This is a genomic window from Candidatus Kryptoniota bacterium (assembly GCA_036567965.1).
Lineage (GTDB): Bacteria > Bacteroidota > Ignavibacteria > Kryptoniales > JAKASW01 > JAKASW01.
The window spans coordinates 197,824-216,073 of the sequence record DATCTN010000026.1; the positions used below are offsets into that span (position 1 = coordinate 197,824).

At 51.2% G+C, this 18,250-nt stretch carries 19 protein-coding genes; 15 read left to right on the top strand and 4 right to left on the bottom strand.

Features of this window, described 5'->3' with window-relative positions; all coding sequences use genetic code 11:
• Window positions 1–2 precede the first annotated feature (2 nt).
• The 3 genes from VIS48_11545 to VIS48_11555 all read left to right on the top strand — a co-directional run bounded on the left by VIS48_11545 (window position 3) and on the right by VIS48_11555 (window position 3,245).
• Window positions 3–710 carry an SDR family NAD(P)-dependent oxidoreductase gene (locus VIS48_11545; GenBank protein HEY9166785.1) on the top strand — a complete coding sequence of 236 codons (708 nt, stop codon included), beginning with the start codon at window positions 3–5 and terminating at the stop codon, window positions 708–710.
• A gap of 2 nt (window positions 711–712) precedes the next feature.
• Window positions 713–1,735, top strand: a complete 1,023-nt coding sequence (locus VIS48_11550) for an NAD(P)/FAD-dependent oxidoreductase (GenBank protein ID HEY9166786.1) — start codon at window positions 713–715, stop codon at window positions 1,733–1,735.
• 238 nt (window positions 1,736–1,973) lie between these two features.
• The gene (locus VIS48_11555) at window positions 1,974–3,245 is read left to right on the top strand and encodes an MFS transporter (protein ID HEY9166787.1); all 1,272 of its coding nucleotides are present in this window, start codon (window positions 1,974–1,976) and stop codon (window positions 3,243–3,245) included.
• Between the two features lie 18 nt (window positions 3,246–3,263).
• On the opposite strand, the gene VIS48_11560 is transcribed toward VIS48_11555, so the two are convergent.
• A complete protein-coding gene (locus tag VIS48_11560; protein HEY9166788.1) occupies window positions 3,264–3,974 on the bottom strand; it encodes a periplasmic heavy metal sensor in 711 nt (236 codons plus the stop codon).
• Window positions 3,975–4,520: 546 nt separating this feature from the next.
• Here VIS48_11560 and VIS48_11565 point away from each other — a divergent pair.
• The 9 genes from VIS48_11565 (at window position 4,521) to VIS48_11605 (ending at window position 11,612) form a co-directional block, all read left to right on the top strand.
• Window positions 4,521–5,675, top strand: a complete 1,155-nt coding sequence (locus tag VIS48_11565) for an amidohydrolase family protein (GenBank protein HEY9166789.1) — start codon at window positions 4,521–4,523, stop codon at window positions 5,673–5,675.
• Entirely contained in the window at window positions 5,672–6,076 is a 405-nt protein-coding gene (locus tag VIS48_11570; GenBank protein ID HEY9166790.1) for a hypothetical protein, read from the top strand. Before VIS48_11565 ends, VIS48_11570 begins: the two co-directional genes overlap by 4 nt.
• Before the next feature lie 8 nt (window positions 6,077–6,084).
• Window positions 6,085–7,227, top strand: coding sequence for a tRNA guanosine(34) transglycosylase Tgt (gene tgt / locus VIS48_11575; GenBank protein HEY9166791.1), 1,143 nt, complete (start codon window positions 6,085–6,087; stop codon window positions 7,225–7,227).
• A complete protein-coding gene (gene yajC / locus VIS48_11580) occupies window positions 7,224–7,538 on the top strand; it encodes a preprotein translocase subunit YajC (GenBank protein HEY9166792.1) in 315 nt (104 codons plus the stop codon). Before tgt ends, yajC begins: the two co-directional genes overlap by 4 nt.
• A 1-nt stretch (window position 7,539) precedes the next feature.
• Complete coding sequence (locus VIS48_11585) at window positions 7,540–8,745, top strand: bifunctional 3,4-dihydroxy-2-butanone-4-phosphate synthase/GTP cyclohydrolase II (GenBank protein HEY9166793.1); 1,206 nt, start codon at window positions 7,540–7,542, stop codon at window positions 8,743–8,745.
• A gap of 112 nt (window positions 8,746–8,857) precedes the next feature.
• Entirely contained in the window at window positions 8,858–9,334 is a 477-nt protein-coding gene (gene greA, locus VIS48_11590; GenBank protein HEY9166794.1) for a transcription elongation factor GreA, read from the top strand.
• A gap of 7 nt (window positions 9,335–9,341) precedes the next feature.
• Window positions 9,342–9,893 (top strand): class IV adenylate cyclase, encoded by a 552-nt coding sequence (locus tag VIS48_11595; GenBank protein HEY9166795.1) that lies wholly within the window; start codon window positions 9,342–9,344, stop codon window positions 9,891–9,893.
• A gap of 221 nt (window positions 9,894–10,114) precedes the next feature.
• A complete protein-coding gene (locus VIS48_11600) occupies window positions 10,115–10,378 on the top strand; it encodes a YgaP-like transmembrane domain (protein HEY9166796.1) in 264 nt (87 codons plus the stop codon).
• A gap of 574 nt (window positions 10,379–10,952) precedes the next feature.
• On the top strand, window positions 10,953–11,612 hold the full coding sequence (locus VIS48_11605; protein ID HEY9166797.1) for a hypothetical protein: 660 nt from the start codon (window positions 10,953–10,955) through the stop codon (window positions 11,610–11,612).
• On the opposite strand, the gene dusB is transcribed toward VIS48_11605, so the two are convergent.
• The 3 genes from dusB to VIS48_11620 form a co-directional block, all read right to left on the bottom strand.
• Window positions 11,573–12,625: a tRNA dihydrouridine synthase DusB gene (dusB, locus tag VIS48_11610; GenBank protein HEY9166798.1), complete on the bottom strand. Its 1,053-nt coding sequence runs from the start codon at window positions 12,623–12,625 to the stop codon at window positions 11,573–11,575. The two genes, VIS48_11605 and dusB, sit on opposite strands and share 40 nt — an antisense overlap.
• A 119-nt stretch (window positions 12,626–12,744) precedes the next feature.
• Window positions 12,745–13,626, bottom strand: a complete 882-nt coding sequence (gene hisG / locus VIS48_11615) for an ATP phosphoribosyltransferase (protein HEY9166799.1) — start codon at window positions 13,624–13,626, stop codon at window positions 12,745–12,747.
• A gap of 40 nt (window positions 13,627–13,666) precedes the next feature.
• Window positions 13,667–14,611 (bottom strand): hypothetical protein, encoded by a 945-nt coding sequence (locus VIS48_11620; protein ID HEY9166800.1) that lies wholly within the window; start codon window positions 14,609–14,611, stop codon window positions 13,667–13,669.
• A 468-nt stretch (window positions 14,612–15,079) separates the two neighbouring features.
• Here VIS48_11620 and purN point away from each other — a divergent pair, with 468 nt between their 5' ends.
• Genes purN through VIS48_11635 form a run of 3 tightly spaced genes read left to right on the top strand, consistent with a single transcriptional unit; the run spans window position 15,080 to window position 18,249 of the window.
• The gene (gene purN, locus VIS48_11625) at window positions 15,080–15,691 is read left to right on the top strand and encodes a phosphoribosylglycinamide formyltransferase (GenBank protein ID HEY9166801.1); all 612 of its coding nucleotides are present in this window, start codon (window positions 15,080–15,082) and stop codon (window positions 15,689–15,691) included.
• Window positions 15,688–17,211, top strand: coding sequence for a bifunctional phosphoribosylaminoimidazolecarboxamide formyltransferase/IMP cyclohydrolase (gene purH / locus VIS48_11630; GenBank protein HEY9166802.1), 1,524 nt, complete (start codon window positions 15,688–15,690; stop codon window positions 17,209–17,211). Before purN ends, purH begins: the two co-directional genes overlap by 4 nt.
• Before the next feature lie 12 nt (window positions 17,212–17,223).
• Window positions 17,224–18,249 (top strand): rod shape-determining protein, encoded by a 1,026-nt coding sequence (locus VIS48_11635; GenBank protein HEY9166803.1) that lies wholly within the window; start codon window positions 17,224–17,226, stop codon window positions 18,247–18,249.
• The last annotated feature ends 1 nt before the right edge of the window (window position 18,250 follow it).

Here is an 18,250-nt window from a genome sequence, read left to right on the forward strand (position 1 = left end):
GCATGAAACTCGGGGGTAAAGTCGCGATTATCACGGGCGGGAGCAAGGGGATCGGCCGCGCTATCGCGGAACATTACGCTTCAGAGGGCGCGAAGCTCGTGGTCTCCGCCCGCGGTGAAAAGGAACTTATTTACCTCAGGGACATGCTCCGTGAGAAGGGAACCGAAGTCGAAGCGATTGTTGCGGATATGTCCAAAGAAGATGAGATCAGAAATCTTGTCTTACAGACATCGAATCGGTTCGGTAGAATAGACATACTCGTGAACAACGCGGGGTTCGGCATATTCAAACCTGTCATCGATATGGAGACGAAGGAATTTGATTCCATCTTGAACGTGAACTTGCGTGGTGTGTTTATCGCTACCAGGGAAGTCCTTCCGTTCATGATAAAACAAAAAGACGGCGTCATCATCAATATCGCCTCCCTGGCGGGAAAGAACGCGGTGGAGAACGGCTCGATATACGCGGCGACGAAATGGGCACTTCTCGGGTTCGGAAAAAGTCTGATGCTGGAAGTACGCAAACATAATATCAGGGTCGTGGCGATTTGTCCGGGAAGTGTCGACACGAGTTTCGGATCGGGAAGATCTTCAGCACGCGATTGGGCGCTTAAGCCGGAGGATATTGCCGAAGCCGCAGTGTTAGCTGCTTCGCTGCCGGCCCGTGCAATGATGAGTGAAATAGATTTGAGACCGACGAACCCCAGGTGACGATGGGTCAGCAAGACGAAATATTTGATGTGACCATCATAGGCGGAGGTCCGGTTGGACTCTATGGCGCTTTTTACGCCGGGCTGCGCGTGATGAAGACGAAGATACTCGACGCGCTCCCTGAACTCGGCGGACAACTGGTCGCACTCTATCCGGAAAAATACATTTACGACGTGGCTGGATTTCCGAGGATTCTCGCGAAGGAGCTTGCGAAAAACCTGATCGAACAGGCTTTGATGTTCGACCCGACTGTCTGTTCAGGTGAAAAGGTCGTGACCCTCAAGAGCCCGGCTCCGGGAGGCGTGTTCGAACTCTTTACCGACAAAGGGAATGCACATTACACAAAATCTGTCATACTCACCGCAGGCATCGGCGCATTCAAGCCGAAGAAACTCGATGCACGGGGCATCGACACGTTCGAGGACCACGGCGTTTACTATTTCGTTACCGACAAGAGTGTCTTCAAGGATAAGGAGATCCTGATAGTTGGCGGCGGAGACTCCGCGGTCGACTGGGCGCTCAATCTCCTCGACACTGCAAAGAAGATCACGCTCATTCACAGGCGCGACGAGTTTCGTGCGCACGAAGAGAGTGTCAGGGAACTCATGTCGTCACCGGTGGTCGTGAGGACTTTTCACGAATTGAAATCGATAAGCGGCAACTCGTCACCGGAAGAAGCGGTTATTTGTGATAACAGGACTCGCGAGGAATCGAAGTTGAAAGTGGAGGCGGTTGTTCTGAACCTCGGCTTTCATGCCGACATCGGTCCCGTGAAGGAGTGGGGCCTGGAGCTCGAGAAGGGCGGCATCAAAGTGAATCACAAAATGGAGACTAACATCGTCGGCATTTTCGCAGCCGGAGATGTTGCCTCTCATCCCGGGAAATTGAAGCTCATCAGCACCGGATTCGGTGAAGTAGCGACTGCGGTGAACTTCGCGAAGAACCTCCTCGATCCGGCATCGAGGATTTATCCCGGTCATTCGAGCGACATGGACAAATTGTCCGCTGCGAAGAACCGCGTCTAGTCGCTATCTGCTGAAGCGCCCCACCGACTTTACCCTGCCTCGGTGTGACACTCCCCTCGTTCTCTCGTCGCTTCGCTTTGCTTCGCGAGGTGAATGCTGCAATGGGGTTCCACCGCAGAGCGGTGGGACGAGGCGGGCGAGATTTCATAATTTCGTTTCCTATGACGTATATTACGTAAACGATTATTTCTCACTGGATTAGCTCAAAAACATTCTGCCTGAATTGATAAACACTCCGATGGCGCGCCTGTCTTCGCGCGTCCGTAAACACTTCAAGTCCCTCAGACATTACAACTACCGGCTTTACTGGATCTCCCAGCTCATCTCTGTGACCGGGACGTGGATGCAGAACGTCGCGCTCGCGTGGTACGTCGTCACTCTAACCGGATCTGCCGTCGCGCTCGGAACTGTTACTGCACTCCAGTTCTTGCCGATTCTCGTTCTGTCTCTTTTTGCCGGCGTATTCATTGATCGGCTGCCAAAGAGAAAAATACTTTTGGTGACTCAGTCCATTTCCGCGATTCAGGCGTTCATATTGTGGATCATTGTTGCACTTAGAGTCGCGACGCTCGGTGAAATATATTTCCTCGCGCTTCTAATTGGCCTTGTCAACGCATTCGACCAGCCGGGGAGACAGGCGTTCGTCGCCGAGATGGTGCCCGATGAAGATGTCGGAAACGCTATCGCCCTTAACTCTCTCGTTTTCAACGCGGCCAGGACAGTTGGTCCGGCCATCGCAGGAATAACGATCGCACTCGTGGGAGTCGCACCGAGTTTTCTCATTAACGGTATAAGTTTTCTGGCTATCATAGTGGCAATCTTACTCATGAAGAAATCTCAGTTGAGAAATTTCTACTCGAAGGTAGACATCACTTTGAAGCAGGGTTTGAAAGAAGGGATCTCTTTTGCGGTAAACGAGCCGGCAATCGCATCGATACTGATTGTATTGATTTTCATTGGGACGTTCGGATACAATTTCAACACTGTACTCCCTCTTCTTGTGAAGTTCGTGCTGAAAGGCGGCCCCAAAATGTTCGGCGTCCTGACCTCGGCGCTTGGAGTCGGATCGATGATCGGAGCACTTAACGTGGCGGGCAGACAGAAGCCGACACGCAAATTCATTTACTCGTTCGCGCTCGTCTTTACGATTATGGATATCGCGATCTCTTTTTCAAGATCTTACATTCTAACAATTATATTCATAGTGGTTCTGGGCATCGCAAGCATATCATATATCGCCTCAACTAACACCTCTCTGCAAATGAACAGCCCGCTTCATCTTCGTGGCAGGATAATGGCTCTTTACGTGATGATTTTCGCGGGAAGCACTCCAATCGGGGCACTCTTCACGGGGTTTGTCGCTGAGCTGCTGGGAACCGCCGTGATGATATTCATCGAAGGTTCGTTGTGCCTGGCGGGAATAGCTTGCGGATTGTTGTATGTGAGGAAAAGGATTCCGAAAATTCAGAAGAGAAAAGAGGAGGTCCCACATGCTAACGGGACCTCCTGAAGGTTGGTCGTCTATCTATTACTGGTCAGGGTCCTGCTGATCGTCGCGCTGGATAACAGGTCCATCCATCTGCATGTCACCCGGATCTACAGGCGATTCCCTGTCGAATAACATCGGCATGCTCATAAGCGGGTCCTCGTCAAGTAACGGATCCAGGTCAGACATTCCCCACATATCTGCCATCGTCCCGATGTCCATCATGGGTGCGTCTTCGCTCATCGAATTGGTGCCGCCCATCATCATTTCACCGCTCATCGGTCCCTGTCCGCTGCGACGGTTCATGATCACCCTCTGCGTTCTCATGCGGCGCATCGCCATGGCGGGGTGCTCAAGTACTTTCTTCCAGATTTTCTGCTGGTCAGGTGTCAAAAGCTTGTTCACAGCAAACCAGCCGTCGAGCATGTTCTTCTTCAAATCGGTCTGAAGTTTTGCAATCTCGTCAATCTTGTCGCTCAGTGCCCCTGCGTCGGGATTGTCCGCGGACGCGAGCTGTCCGTAATCGAGCCGCGCGTGGCTCAGCTTTGCCCGCACATCGATCTGCTTCTGCATCAGGTCAAACCTGATTTTCTGAATATCCTTCTTTTGCGAATCGGTCAACTTTAGCTGAGACCCTGCCGTGTGCGACCGCCACATGCGCATGGGTCCCTTTTGCATGCTTGAATCCTGTGCCCAGGCCGTTCCGGCTATCGCCAATGCACTTAACACCAGAACTAAGAATTTTGATTTCATTTATTAACTCCTTTTTGTAAATCTACTCGTTGGACATCCAAAACTCTCTCGCGGTTTAAACAAGTGCGCCTGATCGCATACTATTTTTGCAAATCATGGAACCATCCGAACATCGTCTTTATCCGCTCATTTGGGTTGACAAGACTTTCGCTTCTGTCATTCCGAGGAGTCTGATGAGTACTGGGCCGGTGACGACGAGGAATCTTCTAGAGTACTCTTCGATAACGCTTTTGTGGAGAACTACGGAAGATTCCTCACTTCGCTCATCTCGACGGTGTCGGGACTCGCTCGTTCGGAATGACAAAGCATAAGCTAAGTGTCATTCCGAGGAGTCGCGTGCGTGCTGGCCGGTTGACGACGAGGGATCCTCTTAATGCTCCCTCGAATGTTACAGTAGGTTAGACTTCCGGAAGATTTCTCTCCGCTCGAATCATCTATAGCTCGGATTCACAAAATACAATCCAATACAAGTGATGCCGTCTCCTTGAAGCGCTTTCCCCCTTTTTCTATATTCGAAATGTGAGAGGGATTCTGAGAGGCAGGATAGTGATCGAGAACGCCGGTAAAATCACAGCTGATGGCGGGGTGATAGTCGATAACGGAAGGATTGTGGACATAGGAACCTTCGATCAGGTTCACAAGGAGGCGGGCAGTTTGCCGGTGAGAGATTATGACGGAATCATCTGCCCCGGACTCATCAATGCTCACACGCATCTCGAACTTTCCAATTTCAAGCGACTCCGGCACGAGGATTTTGTCGACTGGGTAATGAAGTTGGTCGACGCAAGATCGACAGTCGTCCCTGAGGAAACGATAAAGGAATGCGGCGATGCCAAGAAGAGAGCGGAGTCGCAAGGGACTTCATTCTTCGTGAATGTCGGCAACTCCCTCGATGTCAATAATTCTCTCGGCACTAATCAGTTGTTCCAGTACGAACAGATCGGGATAAACAGTACGAGTGCGGATACAGTCTTCGATCACGCGGCGCAGAACCTGGCATTGTCCAAAGTCGATTCAGCTCTTGCGATCCACGCGCCGTATTCTGTCTCACCCGAGTTGATGAGGAAGATAAAATCATATAACAATTCGTCCGGTCACATTACGTCGATCCACCTCGCCGAGACGCCGGAAGAGCTGGAGTTCGTCCGTACCGGAAAAGGAAGAATGACCGACCTTCTCAACAAGAGAGTTGGTAAATGGAGCTTTACCCCCGCCGGAGTGACTCCCATCGAATACGTGAACTCGCTCGGCATTCTTGACGAGAGAACGATCTGTGTGCACTGTGTATTCACCGATAATGATGACATAAACATATTGAGGGACAGGGAATGCGCCGTGTCGGTGTGCATCAGGAGCAACCGCGAACTTTCCGGTCAGCTCCCGCCTGTCGCAAAGTTAGTCAAGAACGGGGTAAGGCTTCTTATCGGTACCGACAGCACTGCCAGCTCGCCGTCAATCAACATGTTCGAAGAGGTCGCCGCTTTCTTCAGCGAATTTGGAAACGTGGCGGAGCCGTCAGAGATATTGGCGATGGCGACATCCGACGCCGCGAGGTTTCTCGGGATCGAGTCGGCTTACGGCTCGCTCAAACCGGGCAGCCGCTCGTCCGTGGTATTCCTTCCATTCGATGGATACGAGTCCGAAGCGATTGAGTTTGTCCTGTCGGAGGGTTACAAAAACTCCGGAATGATTTGCGATTGAAACCGAAATTTTTCCTGCTGTCTCTCTTCTTAGTGGCTCTATGTCTCATCGGATACAGAGTGATTTTCACAACCACCAGTGTGAAGGTCGATAGGACTCGAGAGACGATTTTCGTCGACAGCTCTTCGCCAGTGAGCGTGAGGGTGGTCGCGATCAACCGGCTCGGCATGCGTGTTCCCTTCAAGCATCTGAAGGGACGATTCGTGGTCAGGGAAGGCGCCGAAAAGATAACCATAATCGGAACCAGAGAAGACGAACTCATCTTTAAGACCAACAGCCTGTCGGGAAGACTTGAGATCCTTTACTACACAGGCGTCATACCATTTCCCGTCGAAATTGTTTTCAATATTGAATCTGAATCAATAGCAGATCTTATGAATCTTAATGTAGTCTTATCCTGAAAGTCGGAATGCTAGATTTCAAATTGACAAAAAGAGATTCCTCAAGCAAAGCGAGAGCCGGTATCATCCGGACGAGTCACGGCTCGATTCGGACGCCCGTCTTCATGCCGGTGGGCACCCGAGCGAGCGTGAAGGCAGTCGAACAGCGGGAACTTCTCGAGATAAACGCGCAGATCATTTTGGGAAATACGTATCATCTATTCCAAAGGCCAGGGGTCGAAGTCCTGACTAAACTCGGCGGACTCCACTCGTTCATGTCCTGGCCACGGCCGATTCTAACGGACAGCGGTGGGTTCCAGATCCTGAGTCTTTCTGAGCTCCGTAAACTCTCTCATGAAGGCGTCGAGTTCAGGTCCCACATCGACGGGACATATTATTTCTTCTCACCGGAAAAGATAATCGAGGTCGAGAGACAGATCGGCGCAGACTTCATCATGGTACTCGACGAGTGCGCACCGTACCCGGCGGACAAAGAGTATGTCACAAAGAGCATCGAGCTCACTTACAGCTGGGCGATGAGATGCAGGGAGTCGTTCGCGGCTTCGACGCCGCTCTACGGTTATGACCAGTATCTCCTTGCCATCGTTCAGGGCGGAACCCACCTTGACTTGAGAGAGAAAAGCGCGCGAGACCTCGTCGCTTCCGATTTCGACGCCTACGCAATCGGAGGACTGGCTGTCGGCGAGCCGGTGGAAGAGTTGTACCATGTTACAGATTTCGTCACGGACCTCCTTCCTGAAGCCAAGCCTCGTTATCTGATGGGAGTCGGAACCCCGGAAAACCTTCTTGAATCGGTCGAGAGGGGAGTCGACATGTTCGACTGCGTCATGCCGACGCGCAACGGACGAAACGCGCAGGCGTTCACCGCCGAAGGAACGATTAACATAAAGAATGCGGTTTATAAGTTGGATGAGGCGCCGTTGTGTGGGGAGTGTGACTGTTACGCCTGCAAGAATTTCTCTCGCGCGTACATTCGGCACCTTTTTAACGTGGACGAGATACTCGGGTTACAGCTTGTCTCCTTACATAATTTGCGATTTTTCATTAGTTTAATGGAGAAAGCGCGGGTCGCGATAATGGAAGACCGCTTTGCGGAATTCAAATCCGGCACACTCGCTGAATTGAACACAAAGAAAATGGAGGAAATTTGAACAGCTTACTTCTTGGTTTCATGGCACCGGCTCAGGGCGGAGACGGCGGCGGAGGTATGATAAGCACCGTGATTATGTTCGCGCTTATCATTTTCATTTTTTATTTCATGATCATCCGTCCCCAGAGCAAGCGGCAGAAAGAGCGTCAGAAAATGCTCGAGGCGATGAAGAAGGGTGACAAGGTTGTCACGAGCGGCGGCATCCACGGAAAGATCGTCGGCATGGAAGACAAGGCGGTCCTCGTGGAAATTGCCGACAACGTAAAAGTTAAAGTGGAGAAATCGGCGGTATCGGCGATCCTGCCTGAGTAATATGTCCCAGTTCGACAATATCGAATCCGCAATAGAAGACATCCGGCAAGGAAAAATTGTCATCGTCGTGGATGACGAAGAGAGAGAGAACGAAGGCGACTTCCTCCTCGCTGCGGAGAAGGTTACGCCTCACGCCGTCAATTTCCTCGCGAAACACGGACGCGGAATTATTTGTGTCGCCCTTTTGCCGGAGCGAGTCAGGCAGCTCGGGCTCGACATGATGGTGGACACGAACACGTCGCTTCACCAAACTGCGTTCACGGTGAGCGTGGATGCGGTGCGAGGGACAACCACCGGAGTGTCTGCGGCGGACAGGTCAACGACGGTACTGGCGCTGGTAAACCCGGGCACGGTCCCCACAGACCTTGCTCGGCCAGGTCACATTTTCCCCTTGCGAGCAATGGAAGAGGGAGTGTTGAGACGCGCAGGTCATACGGAGGCGGCAATCGACCTGGCGAGACTTGCGTCGCTTTATCCTGGGGGAGTTCTCTGCGAAATATTGAACGACGACGGGACAATGGCACGCGTGCCGCAGCTCAAGAAGATCGCGAAAGAGTTCGGCCTACACATCGTTACCATTAGGGACCTGATCGGGTACCGGATGCAGCGCGAGAAGCTGGTGAAGAAGATAGTTGTAACGAGACTCCCGACTCGGTACGGTGACTTCAACCTACATCTGTACCAGGGTATCATCGACAAGAAAGAACATCTCGCACTCGTCAAGGGTGAGATCGATGAGAGCAAGCCGGTGCTGGTACGTGTCCATTCGGAATGTCTTACCGGCGACGTCTTCGCCTCATTGAGGTGCGATTGCGGCGAACAGCTCCACTATGCGATGAGGGCGGTAGAGAAAGAAGGATCCGGAGTCGTGCTCTACATGCGGCAGGAAGGCCGGGGGATCGGCCTCGTAAACAAACTGAAAGCCTACAGGCTCCAGGACGACGGTGTCGATACGGTGGAAGCCAACGAGAAGCTCGGGTTCAAAGCTGATCTCCGGGATTATGGTATCGGCGCGCAGATCCTGGTGGACCTCGGAATCAGGCGGATGAGGCTAATGACGAACAATCCCAAGAAGATAATCGGTCTTGAGGGGTACGGGCTGGAAGTGGTCGAGCGGGTGCCGATCGAAATCGAGCCAAATGAGATAAATCACAAGTATCTTGAGACAAAGCGAGATAAATTAGGCCACCTCATCCCGAATCTCTGAGAGTCGGGACGAGAATATTTGAATAAAGTTTGTTATCTTCAATTAAAGCCATTTAGTCCGATAAGAGGACGAATGGCTTTCGTATTTTAGTGAACGTAGATAGGAGGTGTTGATGTCAAATAATTCAATTTATTTGACAAAAGAAAAACTCGTGGAACTCGAAGCGCAGTTGAAGGACATGAAAGTAAACGGGCGGCAGGAAGCCGCACGGAAGATAGCGGAAGCTAGGGGTCACGGAGACCTGTCCGAAAATTCCGAATACGATGCGGCGAAAGAGGAAATGCAGATGCTGGAGCTTCGTATCTCGCAGCTCGAGCAGACGCTGACTCGCGTGCGCGTGATGGATCCGACGGAAGTGCGCACGGACAAGGTTTACATTTTTTGCAAAGTCCAGCTTCTCGACATGCTTTCGAATAAGAAGATAGAATACCAGCTTGTGTCGACGGAAGAAGCGGATCTGGCGCAGGGAAAGATTTCCACGGATTCGCCGATCGGAAAGAGCCTGCTGGGGAAAGTAGTGGGCGATGTGGTGAGCGTGAAAGTTCCTGCGGGGATGAAGCAATACAAGATTCTTCAAATCGGAAGATGAATTCATAATGCCCAAGAACCTCGAGTTCAAGGCAAGAATCAAAGAGCCGGCAGAACTCGAGAAAGTTCTTCGATCGGGCAAGGCTGAATTCATAGGGGTAATAGAACAAAAAGACACCTACTTCAAAATATCCGGCGGGAGACTCAAGATTCGTGAAGCCAGCGACCGTAATCCGGAACTGATCTACTACAACAGAAACGAATCATCGTCGAGCGGAATGGAAAGCACATACGATGTTCTTCCCTTGAAGGACACAAAGTTGAAGGAAATTTTGTCCGAAGGGCTCGGAGTGAAAGTCGTAGTGGAGAAAAAGCGAACGCTCCTCATGTACAAGAACGCTCGGATACACATAGACGATGTCGTGGGGCTGGGGAGTTTTATAGAGTTCGAAGTGGTGTCGAATGGCGACGATAATGGAGACAGAGAGCTTCTTGATCTCTTGAAGCGACTCGCCGCGCCGTTTGTGCTGGAGGCAATAGCGAAGTCATACAGCGATTTGATGGAAGGGCAATCGGATCTCTTGTCTCTGGGAGGAGTCCGTCCATCCGGCCCAATATGAATGGAACTGATAAGAATGAGAGACACGGTTATGTGCACCTGCGTTTGTAATTGAGTTGTGTTGCGGATAAATTCTGGAAATCTCAGGAAGGTCAACCGGGAAGACGTCGAAGCGATTGTATAAAGCTGATTTGTGGTGTCAGGACGATAGATGGTTCTCCAGTAGTTAAGCGTGATGTGGCGATTTAATTATAAGATTCTATTTCACTAAGGAGGTATTCAATGAGCAATCTCAGAGAAGCTTTCAACCGATCAGGGTTCTCGCGATTCATTAATAGTCCGGCGGGCCGCGTCTTTCGAGTGGTTGCTGGCCTTGCATTTCTCGTTGTCGGCTTTTTCTATAGAGATCATTTACTCGGTGTGCTTTCAATGGTGTGGGGCATCTTCCCGTTGAGCGCCGGATCGTTTGACATCTGTTACATCAGTGCTGTGCTGGGCGGCCCTATATCCGGCGAAAAAATCCGAAGTGCACACAAGCCCGAATGATACTCAAGTGGCACCGCTTTGAGAAACTTGCTCTTGAGGCTCTGGATCGAAACGGCGTGAGAAAAGAGTAGGAATGAGGCGGGGCACATGGAAGACAAGGGAGCATGACTGGTGAGTAATATGAAAAAAAACACGCTCACTTCTGCCGTTCATTTACTAATTTCATAATAATCTTACGCTTCAGAAAGCGCTGCACAAGGATATGAATTCGGTGAAAGCGTACTGCGAGGGATGAGGATATTTCAACTCCCAATAACAGGGCCGCGAGATAGGACACCCTCGCTCGGACAAGCAGACCTTGGCGAGGAGAATCAAATAGAGCCGCTGCTCAAAATTGACATCGAAGCCGACTCTGCGGTGGAGACGACGACAGATTTTCCAAAGTTCTCATTAATGGTTTGTTCGAAGAGACTTACAGAACATTCCTCGCATCGCGCATCTGTCCGCACTGAATGGACGGTATCGCTCGTTCGGAATGACAATTAGAACATAAGACCGGGTCTTGAGAGCAAAGCTTTAGTCGAAATATGCTATCTTCAATCGGTTTTACATTAATGATTGCCTGGAGTCCGACATGATCAGAATATCCTGCATCGCCCTTCTTCTCTCAGGCCTCATCGGCTGTACCACTTTCGCTCCACCTTCTCCGCTGATGACATTCGGCGGGCCGAAGACTGTCCAGGAATCTCACTCGGAAGCCGCCGTCGCTGTCGGAACCGGGTTCGGACTCTTCCCGGGTGCTCACTCGGGCGCGATGGGGTGGTTCGGGAGATACAAGAGAGGAGTGACAGACAAGTTCGATCTCGGAGTCGACGCGGTCGGTGTCGTGAGGAGTGATAAGGGAACTCTCACCGCAAAAGTTGCGGGAAGATATCAGCTGAGGCCGAGACTCCGCCTCGAATTAGGACTGGGAGCTGCCGACGATTCGGATGGAAAGAGTTTGAACGGAGATATCGGCCTGACGGTCGGCACCATCGACAGGGAATTCTGGAATTACTATGCCTCCCTCCGACTCGGCGCTGCGAAAGGATATCCGGGGAACATTTTCGGCACTGGCGACATTGCACCGACAGATGCACTCTTCCCTATCATTAACTTCGGAGCGCAGGGAAATATTTCTAAAAACCAGGAGTTTGTGTACGAAGGCGGCTTCGGTTATATAATCCCCCGTGCGAGCAGTGCAGGTGCTTTGATTTATCTTTCGTGCGGATTGTTGTTCGATATAGGTAAGTAGAGACCGGTCGGGCTGGCTGTCAGCTGATCGCTCGGGCTTCCAGATGCCTCAGCGTGTGCGAATCCCAGTATTGCATCCTTAACTTCAGGAAGCGTTCCAAGTGTCACGAGCCTCGACCGAAGCGCCGAGCCGTTTCTCACCCCGTGGAAATATCCGTGATAGTATTTCCTGAATTCCATTATCGCGCGTCGTTCACCTTTGAGCTGGATCTCCATCTCGAGATGTCGTAGACAAGTCGCCGCCCGCTCTTCGATTGTCACTCCTGCCGGAACCGGTTCGCCACTCATGAGAGATTTTATTTCCCGGAATATCCATGGATTACTCACCGCGCCTCGTGCGACCATGACACCGTCGCAGCCGGTGCAACTGAACATGTCAATTGCGTCCTGTGCCTCTCTTATGTCACCGTTCCCGATTATCGGAAGCGCCGCTTTCTCCTTGACCGCCCTGATCCAGTCCCAATTCGCTTCGCCGTCATGATGCTGATCTCTTGTCCGCGCGTGGATCGTGAGTGCCGAGAGTCCTTCTTCCGCGCAAATCTTTGAGACTTCGAATATGGTTATCGAATTCGAATCCCATCCAAGGCGTGTTTTTAACGAAACCGGAAGCGATACCGCACTCTTCACGGCGTGTATGATCGAGCGCATCTGCTTCATGTCCTTGAGAAGTCCAGCGCCCGCTCCGCGCTGCGCCACTTTCGGCACCCAGCAACCGGCATTTATGTCTATGAAATCGGGTCCGGCATCCTGGGCGATCTTCGCCGCCTCAGACATTACTGTAGGATCGCCGCCGAATATCTGGATTCCGATCGGACGCTCCTTATCATCGTTTATCAGTTTTGCCAGACTCTTCCGTGCTGAACGTATCAATCCCTCGGAACTTATGAATTCCGTGTAAACGATGTCAGCGCCGAATTCCTTGCATATCAAACGAAAACCGAGATCTGTCACATCTTCCATCGGTGCAAGCGCGACGGGTTTTTCTAACTCATATCTTCCGAGTCTGATTTTCATATCCCAATTTGGTCCAGCGTTGACTCCAAATCAACCTCCGGTGGTCACTGCGACTCACCTTAAAGATCTGTGCAAACGCTGGAGTCGCCCATAAGGGTGAGTCGCTGCAGCAGATCTCTCTAAGGAACGATCTTGTTCAGCGGATACTCGATAATTCCTTCCGCCCCGTTCCGCTTCAACTCGGGCACGAGTATCCTGACAATCTTCTCTTCGATTATTGTTTCTATCGCGACCCATTCATCATCCGATAGAGGCGACACGGTCGGTCGCCTGAGAGCCGGGATGATCCCGATTATTCTCGGCAGATCCGCCTTCTTCAGGTTCATCTTCAACCCGACTTTCCCCTCGGCCGCAATCGCCGCCTTCAAGAGAAGTGCAAGCGTGTCTATCTTTTCCTTCTTCCACTTGTCTTTATATGCCTCTTTGTTGGCAATGAGTCGGGTAGACGATTCCAGAACCGTGTCGATTATCCTCAGGTGATTCGCGCGAAGCGAACTTCCCGTTTCCGTTACCTCTACTATTGCGTCGGCAAGCTCCGGCACTTTAACTTCAGTGGCTCCCCACGAAAACTCCACATCCGCTTCGACGTCGTGTTTCTTCAGATATTGTTTCGTGATGTTGACTACTTCAGTCGAAATCCTCTTTCCCTTCAGATCGGCGACAGACTTGTAGTCCGAGTCTTCCTGGACTGCCAGCACCCATTTTACCGGACGCATGCTCTGTTTTGCGTAAACCAACTCCGCCACTTCCTGTACGTCGCTCCCCGTTTCGAGAATCCAGTCCTTGCCCGTGATCCCGGCGTCGAAAGTTCCATGCTCGACGTACCTCGACATTTCCTGCGCCCTCACTAGCATCGGCTTGATCTCGTCGTCAGCAATGTTGGGAACGTAGCTCCTCGACGAGACTGAAATGTTGTATCCTGCTTTCTGAAAAAGTGTGAACGTCGATTCCTGCAAGCTTCCTTTCGGCAATCCGAGCTTGAGAATTTTGTCGTTGGGCATTTCACTCTACTCCTTCATGAAAATATTTTTAAGGAAGTGTCTACTTCTTTATTACAAACTCGATTGTGTCGGGCTGAACCGCGATTAGTTGTAGTCCCGCCGGAACTCTCATAGCAGGCTGGAAACGCGAGGACAACGATCTTGTCAGATCATCATAATCGATGCTCGCGCCGAAAGAATCGGCTGTCATCTCGGACATCAGATCGATACCTCCTCTCACAGTCACGTCCACCATCGGCGGGAGGAGAAGGATATTCACCGAGTCACGGTTGTTCAAAACGGAGATTGGAATGCTTCGGAATGTGTTGTCCGTGATTTGCTCTACGTCGACTCTCAACTCAACGCTCTGGTCGCTCACCTTCACGACGCCAATAAGCGAGTCCGATAGTCGAAGCGTCGCGTCTATGTCCTCAGCCGCATTTCTGTATCTCTTCGGCGCGGTATACCAACTGTTAATCCGATCGATGAGCCGTCGTGCACCTGTGATGTACACCGAATCGGGAGCGACCCTCAAGTTGCCGACAATCGTGAAATTCTGTTTTGGTTGAACATCCACCCGCGCTATGACCGGTACCTTCTTCGTAATTATCGTGTCGATGGTAATAATAACCGTATCTGGCGTGAAGCCCAGAACTTCTGCCGATGAGCCGAGATCGAGCGAATAACCGAGATCGCGACCGGTCAGGATAACTCTCTGCCTGCTGAGATTTGCCCCGTCGATGTTTATGCTTGAGGTGGTCGAGAAATATGCTGCGGCGAGTTGCCAGCCTGTTCCGTGGACACGAACCAGTATTGTCGAAGGAACCGGATTTCCCAGCGCCAGCTCGTCGGGAATATTGCTTATCCTCAACGGCACTTTCACAGAAATGGAATATTCGTTGTTCATCGAAACTGACAGCCACACCAGTACCGACAGGAATATCGATGCGACTATCACGTGTGTTTTCTTCTCCATGGGCTTGAAAAAATATACTTCCGAAGGCATGATTTTACAATGAGTTGAGAGATCATCCCTTCAACACAGTCCTCAGATAGTGGACTTCAGCCATGAGATGTATTTCGATTCCATTTTCCGATGTTTACCTTTCTCCAACTGAATGTGCTCTGTGCAATTGATGAGCGGAGGGTCGTTCCATCTTGTTCGGCAGTTATGAGTACTGAGTCGTTCCATATTGGAGGGCGAAGCATTCGCTCCTATTAACGACGTCTCTTCTCACGATCATTGGTAATGATGAATTTTCATGTTTGTTGCGCACGTATGAAAGTAATTCTTTGATGAATGGCACCGTATTCAATTTCAAAATTCGATTGCCTCTTCCCGTGACACGACGAGTTGGCAAATAGTTGTTTTGTTGTCTTCTTCCTTCAGATGGAACGCATAACCTCAACAAAATCGGTGATTTTGCCCGCGAAACAATTGCTATTTGTGCCTTCAAATTGTAACTTTTCGAGGATGAAAATTGCGGTATTTGTGTCCGGCAGAGGCACAAACCTTCTCAATATTATTAAGAAGCAAAAAGATGGATTTCTGAAATCGGAAGTCGGTATCGTGATTTCCGATCGTGAGTGCGAAGCGATAGAAAGTTCTAAGAGTGCCGGTATCCAGACAAAAGTTGCCGATCCGAGAAGTTTCCAGGATGAAATGGATTTCGGAGTAGAGTTGCTGGACTCTCTCAGGAAAAGCGGAACCGATTTCATCGTCCTTGCCGGCTACTTGAAAAAAATTCCGGATGTGGTCGTAAAGCAGTATGCGAACAGGGTCATCAACATTCACCCGGCGCTCCTCCCATCGTTCGGTGGAAAGGGAATGTACGGTCTGAGAGTTCACCAGTCTGTGATCGATTACGGCTGCAAAGTAAGCGGTGCGACGGTGCATATTGTCGATACCGAATACGACCACGGTCCGGTGGTCATTCAGAAGTGTGTGAAGGTTGAAAACGGCGACACGGCCGAGAGTCTCGCATCGAGGATTCACCAGCTTGAATACGAGCTGCTTCCGGACGCAATAAAACTCTTTGAGGAAAATAGAGTGAAGATTGAAGGGAGAAGGGTAATTCTTTCGTGAAAATCAAACGAGTGCTGATAAGTGTAACTGATAAAACGGGGTTGGTTGAATTCGCGAATGTGATTGTGAAATCGGGAGCAGAGATCTATAGTACCGGAGGGACGCTTCAGGCACTCGAGGCAGCAGGAGTGAACGCGCACAGTATCAGTGACGTGACGAAGTTTCCTGAGATACTGGATGGGCGCGTGAAGACTCTCCATCCTGCTGTCTTTGCGGGTATTCTCGCGAAGCGCATCCCTGATCATCTCGACCAGCTGAAGAAGCTTAATCTCTCTACCTTCGACATGGTTGTCGTTAACCTTTACAAATTTGAACAGGCGGTAGCTTCAGGCGCAAACCTCGATGCTGTCGTCGAGAGCATCGATATCGGCGGTCCGTCCCTCATTCGCGCGGCAGCAAAAAACTATGAAGGCTGCGCAGTTGTCGTGGACCCGTCCCAGTATGCTGACGTGTCTGCGGAGTTGTCCGCTAAAGGTGAGATCGGCATTAATCTCCTCAAGTATCTGGCGGCAGCGGCGTTTGAAAAGGTCGCCATGTACGATGTGGCGATTGCCAATTTCTTCAAGTCGAAATTCGGAAACGGAAATCAGATCCCCGACTCGTTCATGGCTGCCGAGCGGAAGAGCATGGATATGCGCTACGGCGAGAACCCACATCAGTCGGCCGGCTTTTACGGGGACTTCGGAAAATTTTTCGAGCACATTCACGGGAAGGAATTATCTTACAACAATCTCGTTGACGTCGACGCGGCGCAGAGACTCCTCCAGGAATTTGAGGCGCCTGCGGTTGTAATCATCAAACATACGAATCCATGCGGAGTCGGGATCGGGCATGATCTTGACGAAGCTTATGCCCGGGCGTTCAAGACGGATCCCAAGAGTGCGTTCGGAGGAATAGTGGCGCTCAACAGGACTGTCGAGCCCGCACTCGCTGAAACACTCAACCAGATTTTTCTTGAGGTGCTGATCGCGCCCGAGTTTTCTTCTCAAGCCCTTGAAATTCTCAGGAAGAAGAAGGACAGGCGTCTTATCGTGTGCAAGAACAAACTTCCGGACGTTCTTCAGGTGCGGTCATCGTGCGGAGGCATACTGGTACAGACCGCGGACAGCGTGATCTTCGATGAAAACAATCTGAAGGTGGTGACTAACCGAAGGCCGACGGAATCCGAGTTAAGCAACCTTAAATTTGCCTACACGGTCTGCAAACACATGAAATCGAACGCGATCGTTTTCGCGGGGAACGGGATGACCCTCGGATCGGGAGCCGGCCAGATGTCGAGAGTGGACTCCGTCCGGATCGCGCGCATGAAAGCCGACGAAGCCGGATTGAATCTCGAAGGAAGTGTCGTAGCATCGGATGCCTATTTCCCATTCTCGGACAACGTGGAGGAGATTGCGAAAGCCGGAGCTACGGCGGTCGTCCAGCCAGGCGGCTCAGTACGAGATTCGGACTCCATTGAGGCCGCGAATAGGCTGAACATATCAATGGTTTTTACAGGAATCAGACATTTCAAACATTAGAAGAGTGAAGTGATGGGATTTTTCGGACTACTATCGAACGATCTGGCTATCGACCTGGGAACCGCGAACACTCTGATCTGGATGAGATCCAAGGGCGTCGTTCTCCGAGAGCCATCGATCGTCGCGTTTGACAAGAATTCGAAGCGTATAGTCGCTATCGGACATGAGGCGAGAGAAATGCTCGGGCGAACGCACAGGGATATCCAGGTGATCAGGCCGATGCGTGACGGAGTTATCGCCGACTTCGAAATCGCCGAGGGGATGCTTCGTGCATTCATTCGGAAAGTGCATGCCGGAATGATCCCGAGCAGACGAATCGTGATAAGTGTCCCGAGCGGAATTACCGAGGTCGAAAAGAGGGCCGTGAGGGACGCGTCGGAACACGCGGGAGCAAAAGAAGTTCATCTTATCGCTGAACCGATGGCCGCAGCCATTGGAATAGGACTCGATGTCGACGCGCCCGTTGGAAATATGGTCATCGACATCGGCGGAGGCACGACTGAGATCGCTGTCATCGCTCTGTCGGGAATCGTGAACGAGGAATCCATACGGATCGCGGGCGACGAGATGAACAACGCGATCATACAATTCTTCAAGAAGAACCATAACATACTCATCGGGGAACGCACCGCTGAGGCGATTAAATGTGAAGTCGGCTCCGCAATGCCGCTCAAGGAAGAAATTACGATTCAAGTAAAGGGTCGTGATCTTGTGGCCGGCATTCCGAAGACAACCGAAGTTAGTTCGGCCGAGATCCGTGAAGCTTTGAACGAGCCAGTCGGCGCTATTGTGGATGCGGTAAAAATCTCTCTCGAGCGTACACCGCCTGAATTGTCCGCCGATATCCTGGACAGGGGAATCATGCTCTCCGGCGGAGGCGCGCTGCTCAAAGGTCTGGATGAGAGAATCAGGATGGAAACCAATCTGCCGGTTCACGTGGCAGAAGATCCTCTTACTGCTGTGGTGCGAGGTGTCGGAAAAGTCCTCGACAAGATCGCGGAATACAACAAGGTGCTTATCAAGAGCAGACGGTATTGAC

Excerpts from the sequence above, each read along its gene's own strand:
- tgt (HEY9166791.1), top strand. The coding sequence starts at position 6,085 with ATGCTAGATTTCAAATTGACAAAAAGAGATTCCTCAAGCAAAGCGAGA.
- VIS48_11560 (HEY9166788.1), bottom strand. The coding sequence starts at position 3,974 with ATGAAATCAAAATTCTTAGTTCTGGTGTTAAGTGCATTGGCGATAGCC.
- VIS48_11555 (HEY9166787.1), top strand. The coding sequence starts at position 1,974 with ATGGCGCGCCTGTCTTCGCGCGTCCGTAAACACTTCAAGTCCCTCAGA.
- greA (HEY9166794.1), top strand. The coding sequence starts at position 8,858 with ATGTCAAATAATTCAATTTATTTGACAAAAGAAAAACTCGTGGAACTC.
- VIS48_11605 (HEY9166797.1), top strand. The coding sequence starts at position 10,953 with ATGATCAGAATATCCTGCATCGCCCTTCTTCTCTCAGGCCTCATCGGC.
- VIS48_11550 (HEY9166786.1), top strand. The coding sequence starts at position 713 with ATGGGTCAGCAAGACGAAATATTTGATGTGACCATCATAGGCGGAGGT.
- VIS48_11595 (HEY9166795.1), top strand. The coding sequence starts at position 9,342 with ATGCCCAAGAACCTCGAGTTCAAGGCAAGAATCAAAGAGCCGGCAGAA.
- purN (HEY9166801.1), top strand. The coding sequence starts at position 15,080 with ATGAAAATTGCGGTATTTGTGTCCGGCAGAGGCACAAACCTTCTCAAT.
- VIS48_11585 (HEY9166793.1), top strand. The coding sequence starts at position 7,540 with ATGTCCCAGTTCGACAATATCGAATCCGCAATAGAAGACATCCGGCAA.
- dusB (HEY9166798.1), bottom strand. The coding sequence starts at position 12,625 with ATGAAAATCAGACTCGGAAGATATGAGTTAGAAAAACCCGTCGCGCTT.
- VIS48_11620 (HEY9166800.1), bottom strand. The coding sequence starts at position 14,611 with ATGCCTTCGGAAGTATATTTTTTCAAGCCCATGGAGAAGAAAACACAC.
- VIS48_11635 (HEY9166803.1), top strand. The coding sequence starts at position 17,224 with ATGGGATTTTTCGGACTACTATCGAACGATCTGGCTATCGACCTGGGA.
- VIS48_11600 (HEY9166796.1), top strand. The coding sequence starts at position 10,115 with ATGAGCAATCTCAGAGAAGCTTTCAACCGATCAGGGTTCTCGCGATTC.
- VIS48_11545 (HEY9166785.1), top strand. The coding sequence starts at position 3 with ATGAAACTCGGGGGTAAAGTCGCGATTATCACGGGCGGGAGCAAGGGG.
- hisG (HEY9166799.1), bottom strand. The coding sequence starts at position 13,626 with ATGCCCAACGACAAAATTCTCAAGCTCGGATTGCCGAAAGGAAGCTTG.